The organism is Variovorax sp. Soil_C_19, assembly GCF_057657255.1.
Genome location: NZ_JBDGIV010000007.1, coordinates 43,449 through 66,455 on the forward strand (window position 1 = coordinate 43,449; position 23,007 = coordinate 66,455).

Below are 23,007 nucleotides of genomic sequence, written 5' to 3' on the forward strand. Positions count from 1 at the left end.
CACATGGACCACCGTACCGGCAGACGACTCACACTGGCCGCCGCGCTCGCGCTCGGCATCACCGGCCTTCCCCTCCATGCCGCCGCGCAGGCCGCCAAGGGCGAGCCCTTCCGCGTCGGGCTGCTGCTCGCGCTGTCCGGCCCGGCGGCGGCCTACGGGGCGGACGAACGCGCCGCCATCGAGGCGGTCACCGAGCGCGCCAACGCCGCGGGCGGCATCAACGGCCGCCCGATCGAGCTGATCGTGAAAGACACCAAGACCAACCCGACGGAGGCGGCGCGCCTGGCCAACCAGGTGATCCTGGACGACAAGGTGATCGCGATCATCGGCGCCACCACCGGATCGGAAACGCTGGCCTTCGCCGACCTCGCGATGCGGTCCAAGGTGCCGGTGTTCCCGATGGTCGGCACCCAGTCGGTGACCGATCCGAAGGAGGCGTTTTCCAAGTGGATGTTCCGCATGTCCGTGCCGATCGACACCGACCTGCCGGCCAGCTTCGACCGCATCGTGGCCGACAAGCGCAAGCGCCTGGCCATCTTCTCCGAGGAAGACGCCTACGGCCAGCAGGCCTCCGCGATGATGGAACAGGTGGCCAAGAAGAACGGCCAGGTCGAAGTGGTGGAGCACACCTCCGCCCCCAAGGCCGCGACCGACCTCACCGCACATGCCATGCGCATCCGCAATGCCAAGCCCGATGCGGTGTTCCTCGCCACCTCCAGCACCGGTTCGGCCGGCGCGCTGCTGCGCAAGCTGCAGGAAGTCGGGCTGAACGTGCCGGTCTATGGCATGGCGGGCATCGTGCAGAAGCAGATCATCAAGAACGGCGGCAAGGCGGCCGAGAACCTGATTGCGCCCGCGCTGGTGAACCCCGACGAGGCGGGACCGCTCGTCGATCTGTTCGACCTGCTCAAGAACAAGGGCGGCGTGGCCGGCTTCGGCGCGCTGCTGGGTGCCAACGCCATGGCCACCGTGGTGCAGGCACTCAAGGCCGGCGCCACCGACGGCCCGAGCCTGCGCGACAAGGTCGAGACCATGGGCCCTATCAAGGGCTATGCGGCCGCGCCGATCCGGTTCTCGCCCACCGACCATGACAGCTGGACCAAGGAAACGCTGTTCTACGTCACGGTGCGCGACGGCAAGTTCAAGAACCTCGACCCGAAGTGACCCCCGAGACCGAGCAAGGCTTTTGCATGATGACGGCTGACAAGACCCTTCCCCTTCATGGGGTGCGCATCGTCGATCTGACCCAGGTCCAGTTCGGGCCCTGCGCCACGCAGGTGCTCGGCGACTTCGGCGCGGAGATCGTGAAGATCGAGCGGCCCGGCGATGGCGACATCTCGCGCACGACCGACCCCTACATCACCGAACCGGACGGCCAGAGCGCATACTTCCTGGCCCTCAACCGCAACAAGCGCGGAATGATGATGGACATGGGGTCGGAGGCCGGGCGCCAGATCGTGCACCAGCTGCTAGCGCGCGCCGACGTGCTGGTGCACAACTTCCGCCCCGGCGTCGCGGAGCGCCTGGGGTTGGGCTTCGACGCACTGCATGCGCGGCATCCGCGGCTGATCTATGCCGCCGGCTCGGGCTTCGGTCCGGCTGGGCCGCTGGCGCACAAGGGCGGCCAGGACTTCCTTGCGCAATCGCTCTCCGGCATCGCCTCGCGCAACCCGGATGCGCAAGGCGTGCCGCAACTCTTTCCGACGGCGCTGGGCGACTTCACCTCCGGCATGATCCTCGCGCAGGGCATCCTGATGGCGCTCTACCAGCGCGAGCGCACGGGCCTCGGCCAGCGCATCGACGTGTGCCTGCTCGACGTGCTGCTCACGATGCAGCAGCAGGAAGTCACGCAGCAGCTGCTGCGCGACAAGCCCGTCAACTGGGTCACGCAGAATCTGATCGGCATCTTCCCGACCCGCGACGGGGCGGTCACGCTGGTGGGCGTGTTCAGGCCGAACCCGCTGGCCGACCTGTGCCGCGCACTCGGGATCGAAGACCTTTCGGCCCGCCCCGAGTACGCCGACAAGGCATTCTGGGGACCGAAGCGCAGCGAGATTTTCGCGATCCTCGCGCCGGCCTTCGCCAGCTACACCACGGCCGAATGCCTGCAGCGGCTCGACCGCGAAGACGTGCTCTGCGCGCCAGTGCTCCAGCTCGATGAGGCGATCGCCCAGGAGCAGATCGGCGCCAACGGAATGCTGATCGAGTTCGACCATCCGGTGCACGGCCGCGTACGCACCGTGGGCAATCCACTGCACATGTCCGCCGCCCCGCAGCTCGCAACCCGGGCTGCGCCGTTGCCGGGCCAGCACAACGACGAAGTGCTCGCTGAACTCGGCTACACCGCCGCCGACATCGAGCGGCTGCGCCGCGAGCAGGTCATTGCCTGACGCAGCCCCGCCGCCGAGACACCACACCCACTTCCCACCACAACGGAGACAACCATGTTCGTCGACTTCGACACCGGCCCCCGCGCCACCATCCGCGACATCAAGATCGGCGACAAGATCGCGATCGAGAAGACGATCTCGGAATCGGACGTCTATCTCTTCGCAGGCATCTGCGGCGACTTCTCGCCCAACCACATCAACGAGCGCTACATGAAGGGCTCGCGCTTCGGCACCCGCATCGCGCAGGGGGCGCTGGTCGTGGGCTTCACCTCGGCGGCGGCCGCCATGTTCGGCCTCAAGTACCGCGTCGACGGCGTCTCGGCAGGCTACGACCGGCTGCGCTTCGTCGCGCCGGTGTTCTTCGGCGACACCATCCGCATCCACTACGAAATTGCCCGCATCGACATCGAACGCGACCGCGCCTACGCCGCGCTGAAGGTCACCAACCAGAACGACGAAGTGGTGCTGGTGGGCGAGCACGTGCTGCGCTTCGTGGCGCTGGAAACACGGGAGGCCTGAGCATGGCCAAGCCGATCGTTCTGCTGGAGAAGCAAGGGCCGGTGGGCCTGATCACCCTGGACCGCCCCGAGGCACTGAACGCGCTGAGCACGCAGCTGATGGACGAGCTCACCACCCACATCCGCGACTGCGAGGCCGACCACGCGATCGGCTGCATGGTGCTCACCGGCAGCGGCCGCGCCTTTGCGGCGGGTGCGGACATCAAGGAAATGGCCGACAAGGGCTACGCCGACGCGCTGCTCGAGGACTTCATCACCCGCAACTGGGAAGAAGCCACCCGCTGCCGCAAGCCCATCATCGCGGCGGTCAACGGGCTCGCACTCGGCGGCGGCTGCGAGCTGGCCATGATGTGCGACTTCATACTGTGCTCGGAGAACGCCCGCTTCGGACAGCCCGAAGTCAAGGTCGGCGTGATGCCCGGCGCCGGCGGCACGCAGCGCCTGTCGCGCTCCATCGGCAAGTCGAAGGCGATGGAGATGTGCCTCACGGGCCGGATGATGGATGCGGCCGAGGCCGAGCGCTGCGGCCTCGTGAGCCGCATCGTCGCATCGGCGGAGCTGCTGCCCGAAGCGCTGCGCGTGGCCACCCAGATCGCGGAGCTGTCGCGCCCGATCGTCTACATGACCAAGGAGGCGGTGAACCGCTCGTTCGAGGTGCCGCTGGCCGAGGGGGTGCGCTTCGAGCGCCGGCTCGCCCACACCACCTTCGCGCTGGAAGACCACAAGGAAGGCGCCGCGGCCTTCGCCGCCAAGCGAAGGCCGGTGTACAAACACCGCTGACGCCCACTGCCCCCCGAGAGGAACGATGCTCGACCTGCCCTTCGAACGATGGACCCTGGGCGATGCGCTGGCGCAGCGCGTTGCCCGATCGGGTGACGCGCCTTTCATCGGCATGGTCGGCGGCGAGCCCGTCGGCTTTCGCACGCTGCAGCTGCAGGTGCAGGCACTGGCCGAGACGCTGCAGCGGCAGGGCGTCGCGCCGGGCGACCGGGTGGTGGTGATGGGTGGCAACTGCCTCACCACCCTGCGCTGCTGGTTCGCGCTGAACCTGCTCGGCGCGGTCGACGTCACCATCAACACCGCCTACCGCGGCCGGCCGCTGGAACACGCAATCAACACCGCGCAGGCGCGCCTGATGCTGGTGGCGCAGCGCCATCTTCCCGCGCTGTCCGAGTGCGAGGCGCAGCTTCCGTTGCTCGATGACGCGCTTCACTTCGACGACGAGAGCGAACCCGCAGCGCCACCGGAGCACGTGCGCTTCGCGCGTTTGCGATCTGCGCCGCTGCCGCTGCCGGACGAACCTCCGGCGGGCTGGCAAGCACCCGGCGCCCAGCCGCAAGACCTGGCCTCGATCATCTTCACCTCCGGCACCTCGGGACCCGCGAAAGGCGTGATGCTGCCGCATGCCCAGACCTACCTGGTGTCGCTGGAAAGCGCGCGGCAACTCAAGCTCGGGCCTGACGACGCCTACTACATCTTCCATCCGCTGTTCCACATGTCGCCGCGCTACGTGGCCGTCTATGCAGCGCTCATCGCAGGGACCCGGGTCTGCATGGACCGCGGCTTCAGCGCCGCCGACTGGCTGCCCCGCGTACGCGCCTGCGGCGCGACGGTGTCGATCGGGCACGGTCCGATGCTCGAGATGATCCATGCGACGCCCCAGCGCCCGGACGACGCGCACAACCCGCTGCAGCGGCTCGCCACGTCGCCGTTTCCGCAGCACATCGCGGCCGATTTCGAACGCCGCTTCGGGGTGCGCGGGCTCGAGGTCTGGGGCATGACCGAGGTCAACATTCCGCTGTGGAACTCGCTCGACGAGCCGCTGCGCCCCGGCTGCGGCCGGCTCGTCTCCGACGAATACGAACTCCAGCTGGTCGATTCCGTCACCGACCTGCCGGTGCCCGCCGGCAGCACCGGCGAGATCGTGGTTCGCGGGCGGCGCCCGTGGACCCTGATGCAGGGCTACTTCGGCATGCCCGAGGCCACGCAGAAGGCGTGGCGCAATCTCTGGTTCCACACCGGCGACCTCGCATGGCGGGACGAGGACGGCTGCTATCACTTCGTCGACCGCCTGGGCGACCGCATCCGCCGCCGCGCCGAGAACATCTCTTCGTACGAGATCGAGGTGGCCGCGCTGCAGCACCCGTCGGTGAGCGAATGCGCGGCGGTGGGCGTGCCTTCCGAGTTCGAAAGCGACGACGACGTGCTGTTGGCCGTCGTGCCCGCGGCCGGCAACTTCGACGCGCTGGCGCTGCTTACGCACCTGGCGCGCAGCCTTCCACACTACATGGTGCCGCGCTATGTCGATATGCTGGACGAACTGCCGCGCACGCCCACGAACAAGGTCCGCAAGGCCGCGCTGCGCGCGCGTGGCGTGACGCCCTCCACCTGGGACCGCAAGGCGCAGCGGGTCGACCTGCGTGCGCTGGCGGGCAGTCGACAACCCGATGGCCGTTGATCCGGCTCCTGCGCCGCCCTGCTACGCCGGCGCGGCCGGCCCACCGTCTCTCGGGCGGAACTGCTCGTCGAAGCGCTCCAGCGACGGCATCGGCAGCAAGGGCCGCATCTCCAGGTCGGCCACGGCCGCATCGAGGGACGAAAGCATCCGGCCGCGTTCCTGGTCGCTCACGTACGGCACGTGGTAGGCGATGAACGGCTCGAGCACGGCGTAGCCGACATAGCCCAGCGTGCCCTGCATGAGATGCCGCAGCATGCCCATCGGCAGCTCGCCGTGGATTGCACCGGGACCGAACATGTGCGCCCTTCCACCGAGCGAGGTCAGAACCATCGCGCGTCGGCCCGCCATGCCCGCACGGTCGTACACGCGCCGCCCGCCATAGAAGGTGCCCGACAACAGCACGCGGTCGAACCATCCCTTCAGCATCGCGGGCGCCGAGAACCAGAAAACCGGAAAGGCGAGCACGAGCAGGTCGGCCGCCAGCACGGGCTCGAGTTCCTCCACGATGTCGGGCGCCAGCGTGCCCTGCGCGCGCGCATGGCGCTGCTCGAGCGAATACACCAGGTGCGAGGGATCGCTGCGGTTTTCGAAGTCACCGGCCCCGGCCACGGGATTGAAGCCCTTGGCATAGAGATCCGATTGCGTCACGGACCAGCCGGAGCGCTCGAGCGCATCGCGCGCGGTGCGGCTCATCGCGTGGACGAACGATTTCGGCTCGGGATGGCAGTAGACGATGTGGGCCTGCTTCATGGATGGGACACGGATGACGGCCGGCGCTCGCGCACGGCCTGGTTGATGGCTTCGATCTCCTCGTCGATCCGCGCATGCAGCGCATCCGCCGGCGCGAGCCAGTCCTTGATGCGCCTGACCATGCCCTGCGGCTTGTCCGTGAGCTCGCGCGCGCGCGCCATGGCGGCGCCACGGAGTTCGGCGCGCGGAACCAGCTCGGTGACCAGTCCCCAGGCGCAGGCCTCGCGCGCGGTGATCGGGCCGCCGCCGAGCAGCAACTGCCGCGCGCGCAGCGTTCCGACGGCCGGCGCCAGCAGCAGGCTCGCGCCGGCCTCGGGCGCGATGCCCAGGTCGACGAAGGGGAACCGCAAGACCGCGTCGGGCTCGGCGAGCACCCAGTCGGCGTGCAGCAGCGCCGTCGCACCGATGCCGACCGCAAAGCCATGCACCGCAATCACCAGCGGCTTGCGCAACGCGGCGAGCGCATGAAGAAACCGGGGCACCGGATCGTGCACGGCCTGCGGCCACTGCGCAAAGGCCTGCAGGTCGTGGCCTGCGGTGAAGCCCTCGCCCGCGCCGCACAAGAGCACGGCGCGGATGTCGACCTGGTCCTGCGCGGCGCACAAGGCCTCGGCCAGCGCACCGAACATCGCGAGGTCGATGGCGTTGCGCCGGGCGATGCGGTCGATCTCCAGCACCAGCACCCCGCCCTCGCGGTGGCTGTGGATGGCTTCCATCAGATCACCCTCTGTTCGGCGAGGCGGTCGAGCTGCTCGTCGCTGAGCCCGAGCCGCCGCTTGAACACGGCCGCGTTGTCCGCGCCGATGCCGCGCGCGGTCTGCGAGACGGTGCAGGGATGGTTGCTGAAGCGCGGCACCACGCCCGGGATGCGAACGCGTCCGAAGTCCTCGTCGTCGACCGGCTGCAGGAATCCGCGCGCCTTGACCTGGGCGTCGTCCACGATCTGCTGCGACGAATAGACCGGCGCGATCGTGCCGCCGCAGGCTTCGAAGCGTGCGAGCACATGGTCGAGGTCGTGCGCCGCAAACCAGTCGCGGAAGATCCCGTTGATCTCCCCCGCATGCGCGCAGCGGTCCACGTTATGCCGAAAGCGCGGTTCGTCGATCAGCTCGGGCCGCCCGATGGCCCGGCAGTTCGCCGCATAGAGCGCGTTGGTGCTGCCAGACAGCGACACCCAATGGCCGTCGCGCGTGCGGTACACGCCGGTGGGCGCCGCGTACTGGCTCACGTTGCCCGAGCGCTCGTGCGTGGTGCCGAGCAGGTCCTGCTTGAGCGTCAGGAAGTCCAGCAGCTTGAGCACGCCTTCGGTCATCGACAGGTCGATGTCCTCTCCCTTGGCCAGCGGGTCGCGCGCGAGCTTCCACAGCGACGACATGACGCCGAGCGCACCGAAGAGGCCGCCGATCGAATCGCCGATGGGATAGCCGACATGCATCGGCTCTCCGTCGGGCTCGCCGCTGATGTAGGCCATGCCGCCCATGGCCTCGAAGATGCGCGCAAAGCCCGGCTTGTCCTTGTACGGGCCGTCCTGTCCGAAGGCCGTGGCGCGCAGGATCACGAGCCGCGGCTGCGCCTTGCGCAGCGTCTGCGCGTCCAGGCCCCAGCCGTCGAGCGTGCCGGGCCGGAAGTTCTCCACCAGCACATCGGCCTCCTCGACCAGGCGCAGGAACAGCACCCTGCCCTCCGGTTTGCGCAGGTCCAGCGAGACCAGCTGCTTGTCGCGGTTGAGTACCTTCCACCACAGCGACCTGCCGTCCTTGAACGGGGCGAAGGTGCGCAGTCCGTCGCCTGCGCCCGGCAGCTCGACCTTCAGGACGTCGGCGCCATAGTCGCTGAGCAATGCGGCGGCCGTCGGTGCCGCCACGATGGTGGCGATGTCGATGACCCGCAGCCCGGCCAGCGGCCCGCCGCGTGTGGTGCGTGGCGCACAAGGGGAAAAAGAATCAGGGAAGGAAGAAGCGTCGATCACGTTGCGGGGGTTCCATCTGGTCGTTTTTTGTCGGTGCCGGGCGCGACGGCATCGCGGTCCCAGTCGTAGGCGAGCGGCTGCCTGTCGCGAAAGCGGCGGGCCGCGTCGTGGTGATAGGGCGCGGCCATGGCAAGACCCTGGGCATGCGCCTCCATGTCGCCGAGGGCAAGGTAGTCCGCGTCGTGGCTGCGCTGCAGCAGCTGCTTGGTCGCGGCGAACACGTCGCGCGGGCCGCGCGCCAGCTGCCGTGCCGCCGCCAGGGCGCGGTCCGGCAGTCGCTCGACCGGGTGGACCGCGTGCACGATGCCCAGGCGCCTGGCCTCGTCGGCATCGATGGAGCGCGCGGTGAGCAGCAGGTCGCGGGCGACGCCCAGGCCGACCACCCGCGGCAACAGGCAGTGCGCGCCGAAGTCGGGCACCGCGCCGACGCGCGCGAACGACATGCAAAAACGCGCCCGTGGCGTGGCGAGCACCAAGTCCGCATGCAGCGCGAGGCTGAAGCCCCCGCCGAACGCCGGGCCGTCGACGGCCGCGATGACCACGGCATCGAGCCCGAGCAGTTGCTGCAACCAGCGGTTGGCCGACGCGATGCGCGCCTCGGTCTGCGCGGGCGTGTGCTGCTGCGGGTTCTGCAGCCGGGCCGCCATCTCGCGCACATCACCGCCGGCGCTGAAGCTGCCGCCGGCGCCGCGCAGCACCAGCGCACGGACCGCCCTGCCGCCGGAACCCATCCAGTCGAGCAGACGGACGTAGTCTTCACGAAGCGCCTGCCCCAGCGGGTTGCGCGCCTCGGGCCGCGTGTGGACGAATTCGGCAACCTCGCCGCTCACGCGCAGCGATGCCGCCTGGAAGGTCGGTGCGGTCACTCCCGGTCTTTCAGGACTTCAGCGAGAGCTGGAGCTCGGCGGCCAGGCGGGCGATGCGCTGGCGCTGTGCCATGAAGTACGCAGAGGCCTCGCCCGGCGTGCTCGATTCGGGCTCCACGCCGAGGTTGGCCAACTGCTCGCGCACCTCCTTGTCCGCGAGCGCCTCGCGCACCTGGCGATTGAGCGCATCCACCACGGCTGGCGGCGTGCCCGCAGGGGCCAGCAGCATGAACCACGGGGTCAGGCCTTCGATGTCCTGCGTGATGCCGGCCTCGCGGCCGGTCGGCACCTCGGGCCGGATGCGCGATCGCGCCGGCTCCGTGACCGCCAACAGGCGCACCTTGCCGGCTTCCAGCATCGGCCGCGCCACGGCATATTCCATCATCGCGAAATCGACCTCGCCCGCGCCCACTGCCGTGGCCGTGGGCTGCGTTCCCTTGTACGGCACGGCGACGACCGGCATGCCCGCTGCGCGCGCGAGCGCCAGGCCGGCGATGTGCGGATTGCTTCCGTTTCCCGGATGGCCCAGCGTGAGCTGGCCGGTCTTCTTGCCGAGGGCCACGAACCCGGCATAGTCCTTGGCCGGCAGGTCGTGGCGCACCATGAGGAAGGTGGGTGCACGGCCCAGCATGCTGATCGCAACGAAGTCCTTGCCGGGCGCGAATGCCAGGTTCTCGAACATCAGCGGAAACGTGGTGGTCACGGCCGTGGCCAGGCCGAGCGTGTAGCCGTCGGGCGGTGCCTTCTGCATGAATTCCATGCCGATGCGGGTGGCCGCACCCGGCTTGTTGTCGACGACGAACTGCTGGCCCATGCGCTCGCCGAGCTTGCGCGCCAGCACACGGGCGAGGCCGTCGGTCGCGCCGCCGGGCGCAAAGCCCAGGACGATCTTTACCGGGCGGTCCGGATAGGCGGCCGCGTGCGAAGGCAGCGCGGCGCCGGCCAGCCAGGCCAGCGCGATTGCGTTGGCCCCGCGCCGCGTGATGAGTGGATGGTTCAATCGATGTCTCCTGCAGTTGCATGGTCCTTGTGTGCCGATTCTTGCGCTGCCTTCGTCACGGCGCCCCCCCCGTTTCGGGGGGTCGGGTTAGCACCGGATCCGTACAATCCTTGCCGTGCGAAAGACCGTTCATCCCGACACCACCGAGACCCATTTCGCGCGGCCACGTCTGTTCGAAGCGCTGCGGCGCGCGCAGGACAGGCGCTGCGTGGTGCTCGCCGCGCCCGCCGGCAGCGGCAAGACCGCGCTGCTGGCGGCGTGGTCACGCCAGCTGCGCACGCAACGCACGGTGGTCTGGGTCGATGCCGCGAGCGCGCGCGGCCTGGCGGCTGAAATGGCCGCGCGCTGTGCCGAGCAGTTTCCGTGCTGGCCGGCGCCGCCGCCGCGGCGGCGCGCGCGCAGCAGGGACGCGTTCTCCGAACTGCTGGACGTCGCCGTGACGGCGATGCGCCATGCCGCCGCGTCGCTGAAGCCGGTGGTGCTGGTCATCGATCACCTCGATCACGTCCCGGACGCCTCGGTGCTGCTCGCGCTGCAGCCGCTGCTCGACTACGCCCCGCCTCGACTGCAATGCGTCTTCGCTTCACGCAACGGCCTCGCGCTGCCCCTGGAGCGCTTGCGCATGCACGGGCAACTGCTCGAACTCGGCGCGGCGGATCTGCGCTGGTCCGACGACGAGGCCCACGCGCTGGTCCAGTCCCGACTGGGCGACGACACCGAAGCCCCGGCCCTGCAGCAGGCTAGCCGCGGCTGGACGTTGGGCCTGGTGGCAAGTTGCGAAGCGCTGCAGCGCGCCGCCCGGTCGGGCGAAGCGGCCGACCTCGTGCCGGAAGCTGCCGCGCACTGCCTGGAAACGCAGGTTTTCTCCGACTGGACCGAAGCCCAGCGCAGGACCGTGGCGGTGCTCTCGGCCACGCCGGCCTTCGATGTGGGCCTTGTCGCAGCGGCCGGTGGCATGTCGATGCCCGAAGCCCTCGAATTCCTCCATCGCCTCGCACGCACAGGCTTTCTCGACGCGGCTTCGCCGGACGGCTGGTGGCGCTTTCATCCCATGATGGCCACGGTGCTCCAGCGCCGGTTCGCACGCCTGAAGGCGTTGAAGCGCCGCCATTGGCATGGCATCGCGAGCGTGTACCTTGCCGCGCAAGGCCGCCCTGCGGACGCGGTCCGCCAGGCCGTGGCGGGTCGCGACCTGGCCCGGGCAGCCGACCTTGTCGAGACCTGGGCCGGCGCCCTCTTCCAGTCGGGCCGGCACGATGCACTGGCTGAACTGGTTCGCCTCGTGCCGGCCTCCGCAGCCCGCCACCGGCCACAGCTTCGGCTGTGGGTGGCGCTGCTCGCGCTGACCGAGCAGCGCTTCGACGCCTGCGAGGCCATGCTCGCCGCGCTCGACGGCGATGTCGGTGCGGCCGATTCGACCACCCGGCGGCGCATGTGCGTTCTGCGCGGATGGCTCGCCATGTTCCGGGACGACATCGATGCGGCGCAGTCGGCGCTGCGCGGCGCGCCCCGGCGCACCAAGGACCTGCGCGTCGACCCGATCACGCTCGCGGGCGAGCGCAACGTCTGGTCGTGGATTCGCATCTACCGCAACCAGTACGCGGACGCCCGCCGCCTTCAACGATCGGCCGGCCATCGCGAAGCACCGCACGGCACGCTGTTCGGCACGCTCAGCGGCCGGTGCCTGGAAGGCCTGAGCTTTGCACTCGAGGGCCACATGAGCAAGGCCGAGCATGTCTATCGCGAGGTGCTCCGCGAGGCGGAGCCTGGCGGCCGCGCGTTCCTGGATCCGAAGGTGCTCGCCATCGGCCTGCTCGGCGAGACCCTTTATGAGATCAACGATCTCGCGGGCGTGCTGGCCCTGGAGGCGAGGCTGCCGGAGCTGATGACCCACTCGCTGCCCGATCCGCTGCTGCGCGTCATGCTCGGCATCTGCCGTTCCCATGCCGTGCTGGGACAGCTTGACACGGCGTTGCGCGTGGCCGAAGGGTTGCGCATGTATGCGCGCGCGCGGCGGCTCGACCGGCTGCTCTGCTATGCCTTGCTCGAGCGCATGCGCCTGCAGCTGGCGCGGCACGAGACCGCGCAGGCGCATGCGACCTGGGACGAGATCGCACAGTTGCATGCGCTGCATGAACGCAGCGACAGCACGGCGCTGAGCGAGATCGCCATCGTCGCCCGGCGGGCGGAGATCCTCGCGCACATCTACGCGGGCCGGCTGGAAATCGCGCGAGGGCGGATCGATGCGCTGATCGCGCTCTGCGAGGCGCGTGGCCGCCAGCGCCGCGTCGCCGCGCTTCTGTTCCAGCGCGCGGCTGTTGCGCATGCGCTCGGCGAAGGCGAGTTGGCCTCCGCGAGCGCACTCCAGGGACTCAGGCTCGCGCAACGGCTCGGCCTGGTGCGCAGCGTGCTCGATGCGCATCCATCGGTGTGCGAACTGCTCGACGGCGCACTCTCGCTGGCCAGGGAAGACACCTTGCTCTCGTTCCATGCCGACCGGATGCGCGCGGCGGCCGGGCAGGGCCCGCTGGCCGGCGCCGCGCTCGGCAAGCCCGGCCTGGCCCCTGCGCCGGCGGCGCCCGAAGCACTCAGCGCGCGCGAGGCGGAGGTGATGCAGCAGCTCGCGCTGGCGTTGCCCAACAAGGAGATCGCGCGGGCGCTGGGCATGTCGGGCGAAACCGTGAAATGGCACCTGCGCAACATCTACGCCAAGCTGCGCGTCACCACGCGCTATCAGGCGCTCGCGGTGATGCGCCACGGCGCCATGAGCCCGGCGCTCAGCGCGCCGGCCGCCGATGCAGTTGCGCGTCGCGCGCGCTGAATACCTCGATCACCTTGTCGCGAAAGTCCCGCATCAGCGACGAGAAGTAGGCATTGCGCCGCCAGAACAGGCCGATCTGCAGCGTCCAGACCGGCGCGGGCGCCGGCAAGGCGCTCAGGCCGGCGCCGGTGCTTGCGCCCAGCGAGTCGGCCGTCATCACGGTCAGCAGGTTGCTGGCGCGCACCAACGGCGCAAACACGGCCGGCGATGCATCGGCCTGCAGGAACGCAGCCGGCATGGCGATGCCCGCTTCATCGAACATCGACGCGACCCAGGCGCGCAGCGCGATGTTCGGTGGCGGCAGCACCCACGGCTGCGCCGCCATGTCGCGCAGCGTGAAGGGCCGGCGCAGCAGCGGATGGCCCTTGCGTGCGACCACGAACGACTGCTGCTCGCCGAGCAGCACGCACGACAGCGCCGCCGGGGTCTCGGGCTGCATCGCCGCCACCGCGAAGTCGAGCAGGCCCGTCTCGAGCTGGTGCATCAGCACGCCGCTGAGCTGCACATGCGCCTGGAACCGCACATCGCGCGCCGCACCGAGGAAGGACGCAAGCACCGGCGTCATGACCGACTCGACGATCGCCGGCACGGTGCCGATGCGAAGCTCGCCCGATTGCCCGGTCTTCAGGTCCTGCACCTCGTTGTGGATGTCGTCGACCAGTTGCCCTAGCTGGAGGTTGCGCGCATACAGCGCCTGGCCGATGGCCGTGAGCGCCACGCCGCGCGGCGTGCGCTCGAACAGCCGCACGCCGAGCGAGGTCTCCAGCCGCTGGATCGCCTTGGAGAGCGCGGGCTGGGTCACGCCCAGCGCATCGGCGGCGCTGTGCAGGTTGCCGAAATCGGCGGCGATCCTGAACGACTGGAGGTCCTTGAGCAGCATGGCGCGATTCCAAACCGTTATCGCAAAACCCCATGATAGGACTGGCTGCAGCCGCGCGCGATTTCCATAATCGATGCGGACAGCACGACGACAACAAACGGAGACAAGAGACATGCCGACATTCGCTCACCGGGCGCGGACCGCGCTGCGCGTGGCCAGCCTCGCCATCGCGGGCTTGCTCGGCGCCGCCACGGCCAGCGCGCAGGACGCCTACCCGAACCGCCCGATCCGCGTGGTGGTGCCCTACCCCGCCGGCGGCAACACCGACATCATTGCGCGCGACGTGATGAAGGCGCTGTCGGCGCGGCTGGGCCAGCCGATCGTGATCGACAACAAGCCCGGCGCCAACAGCATCCTGGGCACCGACCTCGTGGCCAAGGCCGCTCCCGATGGCTACACGCTGCTGGTGGCGATCGGTGCCTATGCCAACAACCAGTCGCTCTACCGCAACCTGCCGTACCGGCCCGCCGACCTCGCGCCGGTCTCGCAGTTGACGCGGACCTCGCTGGTGCTGGTGACCGCGCGCCCCGGCATCCGCACGCTCGACGACCTGGTGCGCGCCGGCCGCGACGCGGGCGCACCGCTGAGCTTCGCCAGCAGCGGTGTCGGCTCGGCCGCGCACCTGCTGGGCGAACGCTTCGCGCGCGCCACCGCGATGAAGGGCGCCATGCATGTGCCCTACAAGGGCACGAGCGACGCGACCACCGACCTCGTGAGCGGGCGCGTCGGCTTCATGTTCGACGCAATCTCGGCCATGGGCCCGCACATCCGCCAGGGCCGGCTTGCGGCGCTCGCGGTGACGGGGCATGAGCGCTCGCCGCTGCTGCCCGAGGTGCCGAGCCTCAAGGAGCTCGGCCATCCCGAGCTCGCGACCTATGCCTGGGCCGGCGTGCTCGCGCCGGCGCGCACGCCGCCGGCCATCGTCGAACGGCTGGCCGCCGAGATCGCTGCCGTGATGAAGGGCGACGACCTGCGCGCGCGGCTGGCGGCCATCAGCACCGAGCCCGTGGGCGGCACGCCGGCAGAGCTCGCACGCTTCATCGCCACGGAGGCCAAGGTCAACGGCGAGGTGATCCGGCAGCTCGCCATCACGCTCGACTAGGAACCGCCAACAATGACCACCCCACCCCGCACCGTGAAGATCGGCGGCGCCTGTGCCTTCATCGGCGACAGCATCATCGGGCCGCGCCAGCTCGCCAGCGTCGAGGGCATGCAGTACCTCGTGTTCGACTATCTTGCGGAGATGACGCTGTCGAGCTTCGCGCAGGCGCGCAAGCGCGATGCCGCGCTCGGCTACGCCACCGACTTCATCGAGGTCACGCTGCGCGAGATCCTGCCGCAGTGCATGCGGCGCGGCATCCGGCTGGTGGCGAATGCCGGCGGGCTCAATCCGCGCGGCTGCGCGGCAGCGATCGAGGCCCTTGCCAGCGAACTGGGTTGCACGCCGCGCGTCGCCTTCATCGAAGGCGACGACAGCCTGCCGCTGCTGCCGGCGCTGGCCGAAGAAGGCACCCTCGACTTCTATGCAGGCACCCCGATGCCCGCGGGCATCGACAGCGCCAACGTCTACCTGGGCGCACTGCCGATCGCGCGCGCGCTCGGCCTCGGCGCCGACATCGTGGTGACCGGGCGCATCGTCGACAGCGCCACCACGCTCGGCGTGCTGATGCATGAATTCGGCTGGGCCGCCGATGCCTACGACCGACTGGCGGCGGGCTCGCTGGCCGGCCACCTCCTCGAGTGCGGCGCGCAGGCCACTGGCGGCATCTTCACCGACTGGGCCGACGTGCCGGACTGGGAGAACATCGGCTATCCCTACGTCGAATGCAGTGCCGACGGCAGCTTCGTCGTCGCCAAGCCGCCGGGCACGGGCGGGTGCGTGACCCCGGCCGCGGTGAGCGAGCAGATCCTCTACGAAGTGGGCGATCCGTCGCGCTACGTGCTGCCCGACGTGGTGTGCGATTTCACGCAGGTCACGGCCGTGGCCGCAGGCCGCGACCGGGTGCACGTGACGGGCGCGCGCGGCATGGCACCGCCGCCGACCTACAAGCTGTCGGCCACCTGGCAGCAGGGCTGGCGCTGCACGGCGCAGGTGTCGGTGTTCGGCATCGATGCGGTGCCCAAGGCGCGCCGCACCGGCGAGGCGCTGCTGGCGCGCGTGCGCACGCTGCTGCAGGAGAAGGCTCTGGGCGATTTCGACAAGACGCATGTGTCCGTGCTCGGCGCGGAAGACAGCTACGGTCCGCACGCCGCCGCGGGCGCGCCGCGCGAGGCGGTCGCGCGTGTGGCCGTGACCCATGCGCGTGCCGAGGCGCTGGACATCTTTTCACGCGAGGCGCGCGCGCCGGGCGTGTCCTTCGCGCCGGGCACCACCAGCGGCAGCGCCCTGACCCTCAACGGCCGCGCAGCCGTCGAGCCGCGCTTTCGGCTCTTCTCCTGCCTGGTGGCGAAGCACAGGTTGCCCGCGCCGCGCGTGGTGATCGCGGGAGTCGAGGAGACGATCGAGATTCCCTGCGATGGCCAGGCCGTGCCGGCACCCGGCCATGCCCCGCGTGCGGAACCCGGCGATGCGGCGCCCGCGCCGCGGCCGGCCGTGCGCAGCGCGGCGCTGATCTCACTGGCCCACGGACGCTCGGGGGACAAGGGCGACACCTCGAACATCGCCGTGATCGCGCGCCGTCCCGAAGACGTGGCGATGCTGCGCCGCGAGCTCACGCCCGAGCGGGTGCGCGCGCACCTCGTCCACCTCGTCAAGGGCAGCGTCACGCGCTACGAGGTGCCGGGCCTGCATGCCTTCAATTTCCTGTTGACGGAGGCACTGGACGGCGGTGGTCCGAGTTCGCTGCGGCCCGACCCGATGGGCAAGGGCATGGCGCAGATGCTGCTCGGCATGACGATCGCCGTGGACTGACGGGCGTTGCAGGTCAGGCGCCCTGCCGGCCCGCCATGTTGACCAGCTGCACCAGCGCCGGCCCGATGGTCTTCAGCAGGTCGGCGGCCTTCGCGCGGTAGCCCGGGACGGCGCAGTTGAACAGCAGCCTTCGCGGGCCGTAACGGATGCCCGAGGCAACGCCGACCGCGAGCACGCCGAGCCCTGCATCGCCCATGTTGATCGAGAAGCCGCGCTTCTCGTAGTTGGCGAGGCTGGCCGCCAGGCCCTCGGTGCAGCGCACGTATTCGTCGGCACGCTCGCGCTTGGCGCGCGCAAGGAACCGGTTGCGCTCGGCCGGCGACAACTGCGCCAGCCAGGCCCGGCCCATGGCGGTCTCGACGATGCCGCGCACCGCACCCACGCCGGGGCGCTTGAGCGTGCCGTGCTCCTGCGCACACGTTTCCACGTACACCACGTCGAGGTCCATCGTGACGCCCACTGAGACGGCGCCCTCGAAGCGCTCGGCCATCGACTGCATCGCGGGGCGCAACTGCGCCAGCAGTGGCGTGTTGATGACGTAGGGATAGCCCAGCGTCACCGCGGCGGGCCCGATGAAGTAGCGGTCGAGGCGCTCGTCGTGGTCGAGGAAGCCCAGCGCCTGCAGACTGCGGCAGAGGCGGCTGACGGTGGGCCGCGGAATGCCGAGCCGCTCGGCGAACTCGCTGTTGGCATGCGCGCGCGGGTCCCTGACAAAGCTCTGCAGGATCATGAGTCCCTTGGCCAGCGTGCCCGAAAAGTCGGGATCGTCGGCGCGCACGCGGCGCAGGTCCTGCTGGTTCTTCAGCTGGTGGAGGGGTCGGGCGGCACGCATGCTGCGCATTCTCCACGTCGGGGCACGTTTGCGCATCGTCGTTCCAATATTCGAAACGCGTGTTCGCCGATGCAAACCTGCGGCCTACAGTCCGCCGCATGATCCGCGACACCACCCGACTCGACACCCTCCTCGACGACATCCGCACTTTCGTGCGCACCACCTGGCATCCGCTCGAAGACGAGGTGGAGCAGCGCGGCGAGATTCCGCCGGCCACGGTCGACCTGCTGCGCCGCAAGGGCTACTTCGGCTGGAGCATTCCCGAAGAACACGGCGGCCTCGGCCTGACCACCGAGGAACTGGCGCTGTGCGCGATGGAGCTGTCGCAGGCCTCGGTCGCGCTGCGCGCCCGCGTGGGCACCAACACCGGCATCGGCTCCGAAGCGCTGGTGGCCGATGGCACGCCGCAGCAGAAGGCGAAGTGGCTGCCGCGCATGGCCAGCGGCGAACTCACCGGATGCCTCGCGCTGACCGAGCCCGAGGCCGGCTCCGAAGCCACCAACATCCACACCACCGCGCGACGCGAGGGCGACCACTACGTGCTCGACGGCACCAAGCGCTTCATCACCAATGCGCCGCTGGCCGACCTGTTCACCGTGATCGCGCGCACAGAGGAAGGCACCCAGGGCCATGCCGGGCTGACCGCCTTTCTGGTGGAGCGCGGACCGGGCCTGCGCACCGGCGAGCCCTACCGCAAGATGGGCCAGGCGGGTTCGCCGGTGTCCGACGTGCATTTCGAGAACTGCCGCGTCCCGGCGAGCCATGTGATCGGCGAGCAGGAGGGCGTGGGCTTCCGCACGGTGATGAAGGTGCTGAACAAGCAGCGGCTGCACCTGGCGGCGCTGTGCACGGGGCCGGCGATCCGCATGCTCGACCTGGCCGTCTCTCACACCGCGCGGCGTTCGCAGTTCGGCCAGCCGGTGGCGAACTTTCAGCTGGTGCAGGCCATGATCGCCGACTGCCGCACCGAGATTTTTGCTGCGCGCGCAATGATCCTCGAGGCCGCGCGGGCGCGCGATCGCGGCGAGGACGTGGCGCTGTCGGCCTCGATGTGCAAGTACTTCGCCTCCGAGATGTGCGGCCGGGTGGCCGACCGCTGCGTGCAGATGTTCGGCGGCGCAGGCTACGTGGCCGACTTCAGCCCCATCGAGCGCTACTACCGCGACGTGCGGCTGTTCCGCCTGTACGAAGGCACGAGCCAGATCCATCAGCTCAACATCGCCAAGCTCACGCTGCGCGAGCACGAGAAGAAGGCGGCCGCGCAATGAACCTGCTCGACGTCGAGCGCGACGAGGCGCTGGCGGCGCTGCGGCTGCGCGTGCGCGCCTTCGTCGACACGCAGGTGATCCCGCTCGAGCAGCGCGGCCACGTGCACGACCCCGCGGCGCTCGATGCCGCGCTTGCCGTGCTGCGGCCGCTGGCGCGCTCGCATGGCCTCTACCTGCCACAGCTGCCGCCCGAGCACGGCGGCCTCGGCCTGAGCTGGGTCGCGCGCAGCGTGGTGCTCGAAGAAGCCGGCCGCAGCTACCTGGGCCCCGGTGCGCTCAACTGCGCGGCGCCGGACCAGCCGAACATGATCAGCCTGCTAAACCTGGGCACGGCGGCGCAGCAGGAGGCGTGGCTCGCTCCGCTCGCGGCAGGCGAACTGCGTTCGTGCTTCGCGATGACCGAGCCGGCGCCCGGCGCGGGCTCCGATCCTTCGATGCTGCGCACGCGGGCACGGCGCACGGCAGAGGGCTGGGTGATCGACGGCCACAAGTGGTTCATCACTGGCGCGGTCGGCGCGCGCTTCGCGGTGGTGCTCGCGCAGACCGACGACGGCCCGACGCAGTTCATCGTCGAATGCGCGAACCCGGGCTTCCGGCTGCAGCGCGCCATCGCTGCGATCGACCCCTATGCGATCGGCGGGCATGGCGAGATCGAGTTTGTCGACTGCCTGGTGCCGCACGACGCAGTGCTGGGCGAGGTCGGCCAGGGGCTGGCGCATGCGCAGCAGCGCCTGGAGCCTGCGCGCGTGTCGCACTGCATGCGGCTGATCGGGCGTGCGCGCCGCGCGCTCGAACTCGCCGAGGTTTATGTGAACGCGCGCAGCGCCTTCGGCGACCGGCTCGCCGACCTGCAGCAGGTGCAGGCGATGGTGGCCGACTGCCACATCGACCTGCATGCGAGCCGGCTGCTGACGCTCGACTGCGCGGCGCGCATGGATGCGGGCGTTTCCGTGAAGACCGAATCAGCAATGGCGAAGGTCTTCGTCTCGGAGGCGCTGTACCGCGTGGCCGACCGCGCGGCGCAGTTGATGGGCGCGCTGGGCATGTGCGAGGACGCGCCCGTGGCGCTGATCCTGCGCGAACTGCGCCCATTCCGCATCTACGACGGCGCCTCCGAGGTGCACCGGGCCACGCTCGGGCGCCGTTTTCTTCATCTTTCCAACACACCAGGGGACATCCAATGACTGCCAGCACTTCTCTTCGCCTCGCTACCGCGCTTGCGGCCGCCGCCTTCGCGGCCTCCGCGGCCCACGCCGCCTACCCCGACCAGCCGATCAAGCTCATCGTGCCCTTCGCCGCCGCGGGCAGCACCGACCTGGTGGCGCGCGTGCTGGCGGTGGACCTCGGTGCCGCGCTCGGCCAGCAGATCGTGGTCGAGAACAAGCCGGGCGCCGGCAGCCTGATCGGTTCGGAGTTCGTGGCCAAGGCATCGCCCGACGGCTACACGCTGCTGATGGCCGGGCTCACGAACGTGTTCCTGCCGTACGTGCACAAGAACCTCAAGGCGAACCTGGCCGACGACTTCACGGGCGTGGGCCTGGTGGCCGACCTGCCCAACGTGATCGCGGTGAATGCCAAGACGCCCTACAAAACGCTGCCCGAACTGGTTGCGGCGGGCAAGTCCAAATCCAACGCGCTGTCGTTCGGCTCGGCCGGTGTCGCGACGCCGTCGCACCTGGTCTGCGAAATGGTGAACCACCAAGCCAAGATCAAGATGCAGCACGTGCCCTACAAGGGCAATGCACCGGCGGTCAACGACGTGATGGCCGGCCACATTCCGGTGATGTGCAACAACCTGGGCGGCACGCTGCCCTACATGCAGGGCGGGCAGATCCGCATCCTTGCGCAGACCGGAAAAGCCCGCTCGACGGCCGTGCCCGACGTTCCCACCTTCGCCGAGCTCGGCCTTCCGGGCATGGACGCAGGCCTCTGGATGGGCCTGGCGGCACCCAAGGGCACGCCGAAGAACGTGGTCGACACGCTGAACCAGGCGCTCGCGAAGGTGCTCGCCACGCCGGCGATGAAGGAGAAGCTGGCCAAGCTCGGCGCCACCACGCTGGACCCGAGCCTCGGGGCCTGGAGCGAGCGCATCAAGACCGACAGCCGCACCTGGGACCCGGTGCTCAAGACCATCGACCTGAGCAGCAACTGATGAACGCGCCCCGACAAGGCCTGCCGCTCGCGGGCGTGCGCATCCTCGACATGGCCACGGTGCTCGCCGCGCCCTTCTCGGCCACGCTGTGCGGCGACATGGGCGCCGAAGTCGTCAAGCTCGAATTGCCGCAAGGCAACGACGCGCTGCGCGGGCTCGCGCCGGTGCACGAGGGCCACGCGCTGTTCTGGAAGACGGCCAACCGCGGCAAGCGCGGCATCTCGCTCGACGTGCGCAAGCCCGAGGGGCGCGCGCTGTTCCTGCGCCTGGTCGAGGGCTTCGACGTGCTGGTGGAGAACTTCCGCACCGGCACGCTCGATGCGTGGGGCCTCGACCTCGCGACGCTGCATGCGCACAACCCGCGCCTCATCGTGCTGCGCCTCACGGGCTTCGGCCAGACCGGGCCCAATGCGCGCAAGCCCGGCTTCGCGCGCATCTTCGAGGCCATGAGCGGCTTCACGCACCTGAGTGGCGAAGCCGGCGGGCCGCCGCAGCACATGAACTATCCGCTCGGCGATGCGATCGCCGGCCTGTTCGGCGCCTTCGCGATCAGCACCGCGCTGGCCGAGCGCAATGGGCTGCCGCGCGAGGCGCAGCGTGGCGTCGAGATCGACCTCTCGGCCACCGAGGCGCTGCTGCGCCTGCTGGACCCGCTCGCGGCCGAATACCGCTTCTCGGGCAGCGCGCGCGAACGCACCGGCTCGCGCGCCAGCTACACCGCGCCGTCGAACGTCTACCGCACGGCAGACGGCGCCTGGATCACGCTGGTCGGCTCCTCCGATCCGATCTTCGTGCGGCTGTGCGCCGCGATGGAACAGCCTGGGCTCGCGGCCGATCCGCGCTTTGCCACCAACGTGCAGCGCACGCGGCACCACGTCGAGATCGACGATATCGTCGGCGCGTGGACCGCGGGCCATTCGCTCGAGGCGCTCTCGGCACAGCTCGAGCGCCACGATGTGCCCTTCAGCAAGGTCTATTCGATCGCGGACGTCATGGACGACCCGCATTTCCGCGCACGCGAGGCGTTTGTCGAACTGCAGGACCCGGAACTGGGCGCGATCCCGGCGCCCGCGGCCGTGCCGCGCTTCGTGGGCCGCGCGGCCGCTGCGCCGCCGGCGGTTGGGCCGTGGACGGGGCAGGACAACGAAGCGGTGTATGGCGCGCTGGGCGTCGGCAGTGAGGAGCTTGGGCGCTTGCGTGCGTGTGGGGTGGTTTAGGGTGCGCCGGGGCGTTTCGGTGCGTTGCGTGTCCTGATGCTGTCGCCGAGTGCGCGAACCAGATCTTCCACCGCGGTGTTTCGCGGGCGATAGGCGGGCCGGTACATGCCGAGTTCAGTGCGGAATGGGTGTTCGAGTGGGCGGCAGACCAACTCTCCACGTCCATAGTGGGCCGCGCTCAGGTCTTCCAACACCGCAATACCCAAGCCCGCCTCCACCATGCGCCCTGCGATGCGCGATGAGTCGACCTGCATGTGCACGGTGATGTCCTGGGCGATGTCGAACTGCGCCGCCTCCTGAGAATCGACCAGGCTGGGCAGCTTCAGGGCGATCACCGATTCGGTTGCCAGATCCTTCAGGCGAATGCGGCGGCGTTTGGCCAGAGGATGGCCCGCCGGCATGAGGCACGCAAGCCGCAGAGGACCGAGTGGCTCAAAGGAGCGATGCCCCACATCGCGCACCTTCATGGCGATGCCTAGATCTACTTGCTGTGTGTCCACCCACTCGAGCACCTGGGCCGTGTTGCCGGTTTCGACGGTGCACAGCAGCCGCGACTGCGGACCGAACGTCTGGCTCAGCGCGCGTGGCAACAAGAGATCGGCGGCGGCCCCGATGCAACCGATCTGCAGGTGGCCTTGATGGGCCGTTCGCATGTCTGTCGCCAGTTGATTGAGCACCTGGAGAGAAGCCCCCACGCGATTCACCTGGTCGAGGAGTGCCCGCGCCTCGAACGTTGCCTGCAGGCGGTGGCCTTGTCGCTCGAACAGAGCAAACCCGACGTCCTCCTGGAGCTGCTTGAGCTGCTTGCTCACCGCAGGCTGCGAAATATGCAGCCGGTTGGCGGCCTCCGTCATCGTCGTCGACTGCAGGACGACCTGCAGGAGCTGGATGTGGTGCAGGCGAAAGGGAGCTGAGCGAGCCATATGCATCCTTGAGTGGTCCGCGAGGAACGCGTTAGATCATAACCAGCAGTTT

General features: G+C 69.6%; 20 protein-coding genes. 12 read left to right on the forward strand and 8 right to left on the reverse strand.

The window, feature by feature from the left end; all coding sequences use genetic code 11:
• Window positions 1–3: 3 nt before the first annotated feature.
• Genes AC3A6R_RS15795 through AC3A6R_RS15815 form a run of 5 tightly spaced genes read left to right on the forward strand, consistent with a single transcriptional unit; the run spans window position 4 to window position 5,366 of the window.
• Window positions 4–1,164, forward strand: a complete 1,161-nt coding sequence (locus AC3A6R_RS15795; protein WP_487864839.1) for an ABC transporter substrate-binding protein — start codon at window positions 4–6, stop codon at window positions 1,162–1,164.
• 26 nt (window positions 1,165–1,190) lie between these two features.
• Complete coding sequence (locus AC3A6R_RS15800; RefSeq protein WP_487864840.1) at window positions 1,191–2,390, forward strand: CaiB/BaiF CoA transferase family protein; 1,200 nt, start codon at window positions 1,191–1,193, stop codon at window positions 2,388–2,390.
• A 54-nt stretch (window positions 2,391–2,444) separates the two neighbouring features.
• Window positions 2,445–2,909 (forward strand): MaoC/PaaZ C-terminal domain-containing protein, encoded by a 465-nt coding sequence (locus AC3A6R_RS15805; protein ID WP_487864841.1) that lies wholly within the window; start codon window positions 2,445–2,447, stop codon window positions 2,907–2,909.
• 2 nt (window positions 2,910–2,911) lie between these two features.
• On the forward strand, window positions 2,912–3,688 hold the full coding sequence (locus AC3A6R_RS15810) for an enoyl-CoA hydratase (RefSeq protein ID WP_487864842.1): 777 nt from the start codon (window positions 2,912–2,914) through the stop codon (window positions 3,686–3,688).
• Between the two features lie 25 nt (window positions 3,689–3,713).
• Window positions 3,714–5,366, forward strand: coding sequence for an AMP-binding protein (locus tag AC3A6R_RS15815; protein WP_487864843.1), 1,653 nt, complete (start codon window positions 3,714–3,716; stop codon window positions 5,364–5,366).
• A 21-nt stretch (window positions 5,367–5,387) separates the two neighbouring features.
• On the opposite strand, the gene AC3A6R_RS15820 is transcribed toward AC3A6R_RS15815, so the two are convergent.
• From AC3A6R_RS15820 to AC3A6R_RS15840, 5 genes are read right to left on the reverse strand one after another with little or no spacing between them, the layout of a single operon-like run.
• Window positions 5,388–6,116, reverse strand: a complete 729-nt coding sequence (locus AC3A6R_RS15820) for an NAD(P)H-dependent oxidoreductase (RefSeq protein ID WP_487864844.1) — start codon at window positions 6,114–6,116, stop codon at window positions 5,388–5,390.
• A complete protein-coding gene (locus tag AC3A6R_RS15825) occupies window positions 6,113–6,832 on the reverse strand; it encodes an enoyl-CoA hydratase-related protein (RefSeq protein ID WP_487864845.1) in 720 nt (239 codons plus the stop codon). The genes AC3A6R_RS15820 and AC3A6R_RS15825 overlap by 4 nt, the downstream gene beginning before the upstream one ends.
• On the reverse strand, window positions 6,832–8,085 hold the full coding sequence (locus AC3A6R_RS15830; protein WP_487864846.1) for a CaiB/BaiF CoA transferase family protein: 1,254 nt from the start codon (window positions 8,083–8,085) through the stop codon (window positions 6,832–6,834). Before AC3A6R_RS15830 ends, AC3A6R_RS15825 begins: the two co-directional genes overlap by 1 nt.
• Window positions 8,082–8,951, reverse strand: coding sequence for an enoyl-CoA hydratase/isomerase family protein (locus AC3A6R_RS15835; protein ID WP_487864847.1), 870 nt, complete (start codon window positions 8,949–8,951; stop codon window positions 8,082–8,084). The genes AC3A6R_RS15830 and AC3A6R_RS15835 overlap by 4 nt, the downstream gene beginning before the upstream one ends.
• Before the next feature lie 10 nt (window positions 8,952–8,961).
• Complete coding sequence (locus AC3A6R_RS15840) at window positions 8,962–9,951, reverse strand: Bug family tripartite tricarboxylate transporter substrate binding protein (RefSeq protein WP_487860330.1); 990 nt, start codon at window positions 9,949–9,951, stop codon at window positions 8,962–8,964.
• Window positions 9,952–10,066: 115 nt separating this feature from the next.
• Between AC3A6R_RS15840 and AC3A6R_RS15845 the strand changes: the two genes are divergently transcribed.
• Window positions 10,067–12,772: a LuxR C-terminal-related transcriptional regulator gene (locus tag AC3A6R_RS15845; RefSeq protein ID WP_487864848.1), complete on the forward strand. Its 2,706-nt coding sequence runs from the start codon at window positions 10,067–10,069 to the stop codon at window positions 12,770–12,772.
• Here the strand turns inward: AC3A6R_RS15845 and AC3A6R_RS15850 are convergent.
• Entirely contained in the window at window positions 12,729–13,652 is a 924-nt protein-coding gene (locus AC3A6R_RS15850) for a LysR family transcriptional regulator (protein WP_487860328.1), read from the reverse strand. The genes AC3A6R_RS15845 and AC3A6R_RS15850 overlap by 44 nt on opposite strands.
• A gap of 112 nt (window positions 13,653–13,764) precedes the next feature.
• Between AC3A6R_RS15850 and AC3A6R_RS15855 the strand changes: the two genes are divergently transcribed.
• Window positions 13,765–14,754 carry a Bug family tripartite tricarboxylate transporter substrate binding protein gene (locus AC3A6R_RS15855; RefSeq protein ID WP_487864849.1) on the forward strand — a complete coding sequence of 330 codons (990 nt, stop codon included), beginning with the start codon at window positions 13,765–13,767 and terminating at the stop codon, window positions 14,752–14,754.
• Window positions 14,755–14,766: 12 nt separating this feature from the next.
• Window positions 14,767–16,563, forward strand: a complete 1,797-nt coding sequence (locus AC3A6R_RS15860) for an acyclic terpene utilization AtuA family protein (RefSeq protein ID WP_487864850.1) — start codon at window positions 14,767–14,769, stop codon at window positions 16,561–16,563.
• A 13-nt stretch (window positions 16,564–16,576) separates the two neighbouring features.
• On the opposite strand, the gene AC3A6R_RS15865 is transcribed toward AC3A6R_RS15860, so the two are convergent.
• Entirely contained in the window at window positions 16,577–17,395 is an 819-nt protein-coding gene (locus AC3A6R_RS15865) for an IclR family transcriptional regulator (RefSeq protein ID WP_487860325.1), read from the reverse strand.
• A 98-nt stretch (window positions 17,396–17,493) separates the two neighbouring features.
• On the opposite strand from AC3A6R_RS15865, the gene AC3A6R_RS15870 reads away from it, so the two are divergent.
• The 4 genes from AC3A6R_RS15870 to AC3A6R_RS15885 are packed head-to-tail and all read left to right on the forward strand — an operon-like array spanning window position 17,494 to window position 22,032.
• Window positions 17,494–18,663 carry an acyl-CoA dehydrogenase family protein gene (locus tag AC3A6R_RS15870; protein ID WP_487864851.1) on the forward strand — a complete coding sequence of 390 codons (1,170 nt, stop codon included), beginning with the start codon at window positions 17,494–17,496 and terminating at the stop codon, window positions 18,661–18,663.
• Window positions 18,660–19,847 carry an acyl-CoA dehydrogenase family protein gene (locus AC3A6R_RS15875; protein ID WP_487864852.1) on the forward strand — a complete coding sequence of 396 codons (1,188 nt, stop codon included), beginning with the start codon at window positions 18,660–18,662 and terminating at the stop codon, window positions 19,845–19,847. The genes AC3A6R_RS15870 and AC3A6R_RS15875 overlap by 4 nt, the downstream gene beginning before the upstream one ends.
• Window positions 19,844–20,815 (forward strand): Bug family tripartite tricarboxylate transporter substrate binding protein, encoded by a 972-nt coding sequence (locus tag AC3A6R_RS15880; RefSeq protein ID WP_487860322.1) that lies wholly within the window; start codon window positions 19,844–19,846, stop codon window positions 20,813–20,815. Before AC3A6R_RS15875 ends, AC3A6R_RS15880 begins: the two co-directional genes overlap by 4 nt.
• Window positions 20,815–22,032 (forward strand): CaiB/BaiF CoA transferase family protein, encoded by a 1,218-nt coding sequence (locus AC3A6R_RS15885; RefSeq protein WP_487864853.1) that lies wholly within the window; start codon window positions 20,815–20,817, stop codon window positions 22,030–22,032. Before AC3A6R_RS15880 ends, AC3A6R_RS15885 begins: the two co-directional genes overlap by 1 nt.
• On the opposite strand, the gene AC3A6R_RS15890 is transcribed toward AC3A6R_RS15885, so the two are convergent.
• Window positions 22,029–22,955 carry a LysR family transcriptional regulator gene (locus AC3A6R_RS15890; protein ID WP_487860320.1) on the reverse strand — a complete coding sequence of 309 codons (927 nt, stop codon included), beginning with the start codon at window positions 22,953–22,955 and terminating at the stop codon, window positions 22,029–22,031. The two genes, AC3A6R_RS15885 and AC3A6R_RS15890, sit on opposite strands and share 4 nt — an antisense overlap.
• Window positions 22,956–23,007: the final 52 nt, after the last annotated feature.

Excerpts from the sequence above, each read along its gene's own strand:
- AC3A6R_RS15795 (WP_487864839.1), top strand. The coding sequence starts at position 4 with ATGGACCACCGTACCGGCAGACGACTCACACTGGCCGCCGCGCTCGCG.
- AC3A6R_RS15800 (WP_487864840.1), top strand. The coding sequence starts at position 1,191 with ATGATGACGGCTGACAAGACCCTTCCCCTTCATGGGGTGCGCATCGTC.
- AC3A6R_RS15805 (WP_487864841.1), top strand. The coding sequence starts at position 2,445 with ATGTTCGTCGACTTCGACACCGGCCCCCGCGCCACCATCCGCGACATC.
- AC3A6R_RS15810 (WP_487864842.1), top strand. The coding sequence starts at position 2,912 with ATGGCCAAGCCGATCGTTCTGCTGGAGAAGCAAGGGCCGGTGGGCCTG.
- AC3A6R_RS15815 (WP_487864843.1), top strand. The coding sequence starts at position 3,714 with ATGCTCGACCTGCCCTTCGAACGATGGACCCTGGGCGATGCGCTGGCG.
- AC3A6R_RS15820 (WP_487864844.1), bottom strand. The coding sequence starts at position 6,116 with ATGAAGCAGGCCCACATCGTCTACTGCCATCCCGAGCCGAAATCGTTC.
- AC3A6R_RS15825 (WP_487864845.1), bottom strand. The coding sequence starts at position 6,832 with ATGGAAGCCATCCACAGCCACCGCGAGGGCGGGGTGCTGGTGCTGGAG.
- AC3A6R_RS15850 (WP_487860328.1), bottom strand. The coding sequence starts at position 13,652 with ATGCTGCTCAAGGACCTCCAGTCGTTCAGGATCGCCGCCGATTTCGGC.
- AC3A6R_RS15855 (WP_487864849.1), top strand. The coding sequence starts at position 13,765 with ATGCCGACATTCGCTCACCGGGCGCGGACCGCGCTGCGCGTGGCCAGC.
- AC3A6R_RS15860 (WP_487864850.1), top strand. The coding sequence starts at position 14,767 with ATGACCACCCCACCCCGCACCGTGAAGATCGGCGGCGCCTGTGCCTTC.
- AC3A6R_RS15865 (WP_487860325.1), bottom strand. The coding sequence starts at position 17,395 with ATGCGTGCCGCCCGACCCCTCCACCAGCTGAAGAACCAGCAGGACCTG.
- AC3A6R_RS15870 (WP_487864851.1), top strand. The coding sequence starts at position 17,494 with ATGATCCGCGACACCACCCGACTCGACACCCTCCTCGACGACATCCGC.
- AC3A6R_RS15875 (WP_487864852.1), top strand. The coding sequence starts at position 18,660 with ATGAACCTGCTCGACGTCGAGCGCGACGAGGCGCTGGCGGCGCTGCGG.
- AC3A6R_RS15880 (WP_487860322.1), top strand. The coding sequence starts at position 19,844 with ATGACTGCCAGCACTTCTCTTCGCCTCGCTACCGCGCTTGCGGCCGCC.
- AC3A6R_RS15885 (WP_487864853.1), top strand. The coding sequence starts at position 20,815 with ATGAACGCGCCCCGACAAGGCCTGCCGCTCGCGGGCGTGCGCATCCTC.
- AC3A6R_RS15890 (WP_487860320.1), bottom strand. The coding sequence starts at position 22,955 with ATGGCTCGCTCAGCTCCCTTTCGCCTGCACCACATCCAGCTCCTGCAG.